The 4,965-nt window shown below is 23.0% G+C and carries 6 protein-coding genes; all 6 read left to right on the forward strand.

Annotated elements, in window-relative coordinates; translation table 11 throughout:
- The first annotated feature begins 132 nt into the window (after window positions 1-132).
- From rpmF to KHD59_RS02320, 6 genes are read left to right on the forward strand one after another with little or no spacing between them, the layout of a single operon-like run.
- Window positions 133-321 (forward strand): 50S ribosomal protein L32, encoded by a 189-nt coding sequence (gene rpmF / locus KHD59_RS02295; RefSeq protein WP_054598525.1) that lies wholly within the window; start codon window positions 133-135, stop codon window positions 319-321.
- Between the two features lie 40 nt (window positions 322-361).
- On the forward strand, window positions 362-2,983 hold the full coding sequence (gene alaS / locus KHD59_RS02300) for an alanine--tRNA ligase (RefSeq protein ID WP_215905414.1): 2,622 nt from the start codon (window positions 362-364) through the stop codon (window positions 2,981-2,983).
- Window positions 2,974-3,438, forward strand: coding sequence for a Holliday junction resolvase RuvX (gene ruvX, locus KHD59_RS02305; RefSeq protein WP_193622245.1), 465 nt, complete (start codon window positions 2,974-2,976; stop codon window positions 3,436-3,438). Before alaS ends, ruvX begins: the two co-directional genes overlap by 10 nt.
- Before the next feature lie 35 nt (window positions 3,439-3,473).
- Window positions 3,474-4,103, forward strand: coding sequence for an O-methyltransferase (locus KHD59_RS02310; protein ID WP_004994719.1), 630 nt, complete (start codon window positions 3,474-3,476; stop codon window positions 4,101-4,103).
- 27 nt (window positions 4,104-4,130) lie between these two features.
- Complete coding sequence (gene greA / locus KHD59_RS02315; protein WP_004994717.1) at window positions 4,131-4,667, forward strand: transcription elongation factor GreA; 537 nt, start codon at window positions 4,131-4,133, stop codon at window positions 4,665-4,667.
- Window position 4,668: 1 nt separating this feature from the next.
- Entirely contained in the window at window positions 4,669-4,920 is a 252-nt protein-coding gene (locus tag KHD59_RS02320; protein ID WP_051049953.1) for a hypothetical protein, read from the forward strand.
- The last annotated feature ends 45 nt before the right edge of the window (window positions 4,921-4,965 follow it).

A 4,965-nucleotide genomic window follows, 5' to 3' on the forward strand; every position in this document is an offset into this window, starting at 1 on the left:
GAATCCCTTCTCAAACGCCAGACAACAATTCAATTTACTTCTATTTTAAAAAATTCATTAATTAAAATTAATTTTTATTATTAAATAAAAAATTTTTTTTTATTTAATAATGATAAAAGGAGAATAATTAAAATGGCTGTCCCCTTTAGAAGAACTAGTAAAACCGCTAAAAGAAAAAGACGTACTCATTACAAATTAAAATCACCTACTTTGGTATTATGCCCTGATACTAATAAATTTACTTTACCTCATCGTTTAACTAAAAATGGTGGTAATTTTTATAAAAATAAATTAATTTCGAAATTCAAAGACACGAATTAATCATATTTAAAAAAAATATTTTAAATAAAAAAGGTATAATATGATTAAAATTAAAACATCACAAGAAATTCGTAAGATATGGCTGAATTTTTTTATATCTAAACAACATAAGTTAGAACCATCAGCATCTTTAGTACCAGATAAAGACCCTACTTTATTATGGATTAATGCTGGTGTATCACCTTTAAAAAAATATTTTAATAACTCTGTTGTACCTCGTCATAAACGTATAGTAAATATTCAAAAATGTTTAAGAGCTAATGATATCGAGATAGTAGGTAAAACTTCACGTCATCATACTTTTTTTGAAATGTTAGGGAATTTTTCGATAGGAGATTATTTTAAAAAAGAAGCTATTGAATTAGCTTATGAATTTTTAACATCTCACGAATTTTTAGCCTTAGATATTAATAAATTATATATTACTTATTTTGAAAAAGATTTAGAAACTTATAATTATTGGCTACAAAAAGGTATCGATAAAAATAATTTAATTTCTTTAAAAGAAAATTTTTGGGAAATAGGTGAAGGACCATGTGGGCCTTGTACCGAAATTTTTTTTGATCGTGGTCCAAAATATGATCAACGTAATAGTGATCTGATTTTGAATAATATAGAAAACAATCGTTTTATTGAAATATGGAATATTGTTTTTTCGCAATATAATTTAGAAATTAAAAATAATCGCAAAATTTATCATGAGTTATCGAATAAAAATATCGATACTGGAGCCGGATTAGAACGTTTAGCTTGTATTTTGCAAAATAAAGATAATAATTTTGAAACAGATTTATTTTTACCTATTATTAAAAAAATTTCTATTTTAAGTAATAAAATATACCATTTAGATAAAAATAAAGAAATTTTTAATATTATTTCGGATCATATTAGAGCTTTAGTTTTTGGAATTGCTGATGGTGTTACGTTAGCTAATGATGGCAGAGGTTATGTTTTAAAAAAAATTTTAAGAAGAGCTTTTCAAAAAGGTATTAAATTGGGTTTTAGTAAACCTTTTTTATTTGAATTAGTTCCTACAGTAGTTAATATTATGGAAGATTTTTATCCATATTTAAAATCGAAAATTCCGATTATTCAAACGATAATTTTATCTGAAGAACAGAAATTTTTATTAACTTTATGCGAAGGTAAGAATAAATTTTTAGAATTTACGAAAACTTCGAAAAAACTTTCGGATTCAGATTTTTTTAAACTTTACGATACTTATGGGTTACCTCCAGAAATAATTATAGAATATGCTAAAAATGACAAAGTTTTAGTAGACACAAAAGGATTTGAAAAAATTTTACAAAAACAAAAAAAAATATCATCTAACCAAGGTAAAATGATTTTTAAAAATAAAAATTATCAAAATAATAATTATTATAATGATTTTAATATTAAAAGTGAGTTTATAGGTTATGAATGTTTTAGTAATTTAGCTAAAATAATTAAAATTTTTGAACATGGAATTGTATTAGATAAAACCCCTTTTTATGCTGAAATGGGAGGGCAAGTTTCTGATTGCGGCATGATTAATCAAAGTTATATAGAAAAAGTTGTCAAATTACCTCATGGACAATTTTTACACTATACGAAAGATAATTTCGAATTAGGGCAGCAAGTAAAAACATTTATTGATTTACAAAAAAGACATTTAATTTCTTTAAATCATACGGCTACACATTTATTACACGCCGCTTTAAAAATATTATTCAACCCTGATATAAAACAATGTGGTTCTTTTTTAAATAACAAAATGTTAAAATTTGATTTTAATTATTATAAATCTTTTTCTTTAGAAGATTTAATCGCTATAGAACAAAAAATAAATTTATGGATTAATGAAAGTTATCCTATTAATATTAAAACAATGAGTTTTAAAGACGCTCAAGATCAACAAATACAATTACTAGAACAAATCGAGTATAATGACATTGTAAGAGTAGTAGAAATTCAGGATATTTCGACACAATTATGCGGCGGTACACATGCCTTTAATACTTTATTTTTGCAAAAATTTGCCATTTTATCTTATAATTCTATCGGTTCGGGTATATATAGAATAGAAGCAACTACTACTGATTATAATATTGAAATTGGTTTTGATTTAAAAACTAAGCATTTGCAAATTCAAGAACAACAAATATTAAATAAAATAGAAAAACATTATCATTATTTATCAGAAAATTGCAATATTCCGAAATTCCAAGAAACTAAAAACAGTTATAAAAGTATTTTTCTTTATAAAAAATATTGTGAAGAATTACAAAAATTTTGGTTACAAATACAAAAGCAAATTCATCAAAAAGATATTATAAAAATGACTAAAGAAGCTGAAAAAATTATACCTTCTACAATAAAACCTTGCATGTTGTTGAGTTGTGATAATATTGATATTGATGAAAACATGTTAAAAAATCTATTAGAATATTTGATACAAAAATTAAAAATTAATTTTTTATGTTTATATAAACAAAAATCTAAATATTTTATTTTAGTTTGTAAAAGTAATATTGATACTATTAATGCTAAAGATTTTATTCAACGTGTTAATATTTTAATTGAAGGTAAAGGCGGAGGGAATGAGAAATTTGCTAAAAGTATTAGTTATCAAAAGGATAAATTAATAATATTGCAGCAAGAATGGTTAAAATGTTTATAAAAAAACAATTCTATCAAAAAGAAAATTTTTTAGGTTTAGATTTAGGAGAAAAAACTTTAGGAATTTCGTTTTCTAAATTTGGAATTATTGCGAAAAATTTAAAAACTATACATTTTCAGAGACATCAATATAGTAAATTAATTTTGCCTTTAGCAAATCTTATTCGTGAAATGAATATTAATATAATTGTTTTAGGTAATCCTAAACATATGAACAATAACGTAGGAGTTAAATCTAAGATTAGTATTGCATTTGGTAAAAAAATTAAGAAATATTTTCCATCTGTTGAAGTATTTTTGTGGGATGAACGACTTTCTACTCAAGAAGCAATTCATAATATGCATCAAATTAAATACAAAAAAAACAGAATTTCAAAATTAAAAGATGAAATGGCTGCTGCAATAATTTTACAAAATTTTTTAAATTATCAAAAATATCATAATAAATTTGATTAATATTGAAAAAAAATTTATAAAGAAATAATATATCTATGTTTTATAATTTAAAAATAAAATATTTAAAAAATATGAAAAAGTACGCAATTCAAGAAAACATACCTATCATTCCTGAAGAAACTGGGATTTTTTTAGAAAATTTTATTAATACTAAAAAAATAGTAGATATTTTAGAAATAGGGACTGCTGTCGGGTATAGCGCGTTAACTATGTGCAATCCAACTAATCGAATCCAAACATTAGAAAGATCCAAGATTTATTATCAATTAGCCAAAAAAATATTTTCTCACACACCTTTTAATATTGAGGTAATTTGGACAGAAGCTCTAATTTATCAACCTAAAAAAGATTATGATTTAATTTTCATTGATGGCGCTAAATCACAATATTGCAAATTATTTGAAAAATATCAAAAATTTATAAAAAATAATGGTTTTATTATTTGTGATAATTTAAATTTTCATAATTTATTTAATAAACAAAATAATTCTAAAAATGTTTGTAAAATTCTAAAAAAAATACAAGCATTTAAAATATATTTAAAAAATAATTATTTTTTTAAAACTACATTTATAAATGTAGGAGATGGATTGAGTATTTCGTGTAAGAATTTTTTACCATCCGAATATATATATTTTAATGATAAAATAAATTATCCAAATTAAAAAATAATAAAAAAGAGGTTAGTTATTATGAACCAAGATCTTGATTCTTATGAGCATAAATATAAAATTGATAAAAAAAATATTCATAAAGACAAACAAATTTATAAACTAACTCAGGAAGGTGTAGATAAATTAAAGCAAGAACTAGATCATTTAACTTCCACTAAAAGAAGTGAAAATTTAATTTCTTTAAAAGAGGCTCGTGATCAAGGAGATTTAAGTGAAAATGCTGATTATGCAGCTGCCACTAATGAACAAATTATAATAGAAACACGTATTTCTGAAATCAAAAATATTTTAAAAAATATGCAAATTATTGATCATTCTAACCAAAATAAAGAAATTGTTACCATTGGTAATACGGTAGATATTCAGTTTTTAGATAATATGGAAATTTTAAAATTACATTTGGTTGGCATTTTAGAAGTAGATCCTTTGAACAATAAATTTTCTATTGAATCACCTATCGGACAAAGTTTACAAGGGCATAAAGAAGGTGATCAAGTGAGATATAAATCTGAAACAGGTAAAATAATTGATATTAAGGTTTTGAAAATAAATTGATATGAAATTAAAAAAATATACAAATTATATACCTAGTTTTTATTATGATTCTGTTTTTGAAATCCCTTTTGAAGATTTATTGCATAAAAATATTAAAGCTTTATTTTTTGATTTAGATAATACTCTTATAGAACCATATCAAAAAACTTTAAATGATAAAATTTATAATTTATTAATAAATATTAGTAAAAAATTTCAAATAATTATACTTTCTAATGGGGCGCCAAAGAGGCCTAAATATCGCGTTATCTAACCAATAACCAGTGCAGATAAACACTGAAAGGATAAGAATGGTTCG

This window comes from Sesame phyllody phytoplasma (assembly GCF_018390775.2).
Taxonomy (GTDB): domain Bacteria; phylum Bacillota_I; class Bacilli_A; order Acholeplasmatales; family Acholeplasmataceae; genus Phytoplasma; species Phytoplasma australasiaticum.

Bases quoted from the DNA above. Each gene is read 5' to 3' on its own strand.
- rpmF (WP_054598525.1), top strand. From the start codon at position 133: ATGGCTGTCCCCTTTAGAAGAACTAGTAAAACCGCTAAAAGAAAAAGA.
- alaS (WP_215905414.1), top strand. From the start codon at position 362: ATGATTAAAATTAAAACATCACAAGAAATTCGTAAGATATGGCTGAAT.
- ruvX (WP_193622245.1), top strand. From the start codon at position 2,974: ATGTTTATAAAAAAACAATTCTATCAAAAAGAAAATTTTTTAGGTTTA.
- KHD59_RS02310 (WP_004994719.1), top strand. From the start codon at position 3,474: ATGTTTTATAATTTAAAAATAAAATATTTAAAAAATATGAAAAAGTAC.
- greA (WP_004994717.1), top strand. From the start codon at position 4,131: ATGAACCAAGATCTTGATTCTTATGAGCATAAATATAAAATTGATAAA.
- KHD59_RS02320 (WP_051049953.1), top strand. From the start codon at position 4,669: ATGAAATTAAAAAAATATACAAATTATATACCTAGTTTTTATTATGAT.